This is a genomic window from Fictibacillus arsenicus (genome assembly GCF_001999465.1).
GTDB classification, from domain to species: Bacteria; Bacillota; Bacilli; order Bacillales; family Fictibacillaceae; genus Fictibacillus; species Fictibacillus arsenicus.
Map to the genome: position 1 here is coordinate 1 of NZ_MQMF01000049.1, position 899 is coordinate 899.

Below are 899 nucleotides of genomic sequence, written 5' to 3' on the forward strand. Positions count from 1 at the left end.
GAACGCGGTGAAGCTGGCCAAGGCCGACCTGGTCCCGAAGGACACCAACCTGCGGGACCAGTACGCCTCGTTCGCTGAGCTCGAGGCCGCCTGCGCGGGGTTCATGGCCATGGTGAACTCCCGGGAGCACCGGGTGACCCGGCGCCGCCCGGACCACATGCTCGCCGAGGAGACCAGCGCGTTGCATCGGATCCCCGCCACGGCGCACACCGTGGCCTACGGGGTGGGACGGAAGGTGCCGGAGAACACGCCGATGGTCTCCTTCGAAAACGCCCAGTACTCGGTGCCCGCGCACCTGCTCGGGGCCGAGGTGTTCGTGCGCCATCACGGCACCGGACCGGACTCGATGGTGGTGATCATGCACGCCGGTGCGCAGGGGCCGGTGGAGGTCGCCCGGCACCGGGTGGCCCGGCCCGGGTCCCCGGCCATCGACGACGCGCACTTCCCCGGCCACGAGACGGACAAGGTGCCCGGGGACTACACCCCGGTGCCCCGTTCGGCGGCGGAGGCCGAGTTCCTGGGCATCGGGGCCGGAGCGAGGACCTGGCTGGTGGAGGCCGCCGCGGCGGGCACCAGCCGGATCGGTCAGAAGATGGCCGAGGCCGTCACCCTGGCCAAGCTCGCCGGCACCGACCAGGTCGACCGCGCCCTCGGGGTGGCCGCGGTGCACCAGCGCTTCGCCCACGGCGACCTGGCCTCCCTGCTCACCGCCGCCGGCCACCGCACCGGGATGCACACCGCCACCGAGGAACGGTCCCTGACCCAGGGCACCGCCGGCTGGGCCGGCCTCGGTACCTCCAACACCGAGGGGGCAGCCCGGTGAGCATCCACACCCCGAACACCGCCGCACCGGCGCTGCCGGCCGATTTGGAGGCGCTGTTGCGGCAGCTGAAGATGCC

General features: G+C 73.1%; 1 pseudogene. It reads left to right on the forward strand.

Annotation, left to right across the window (positions count from 1 at the left end):
* Positions 1–823: pseudogene (locus UN64_RS21730) on the forward strand (IS21-like element ISMlu14 family transposase); the annotation flags it as partial.
* Positions 824–899: the final 76 nt, after the last annotated feature.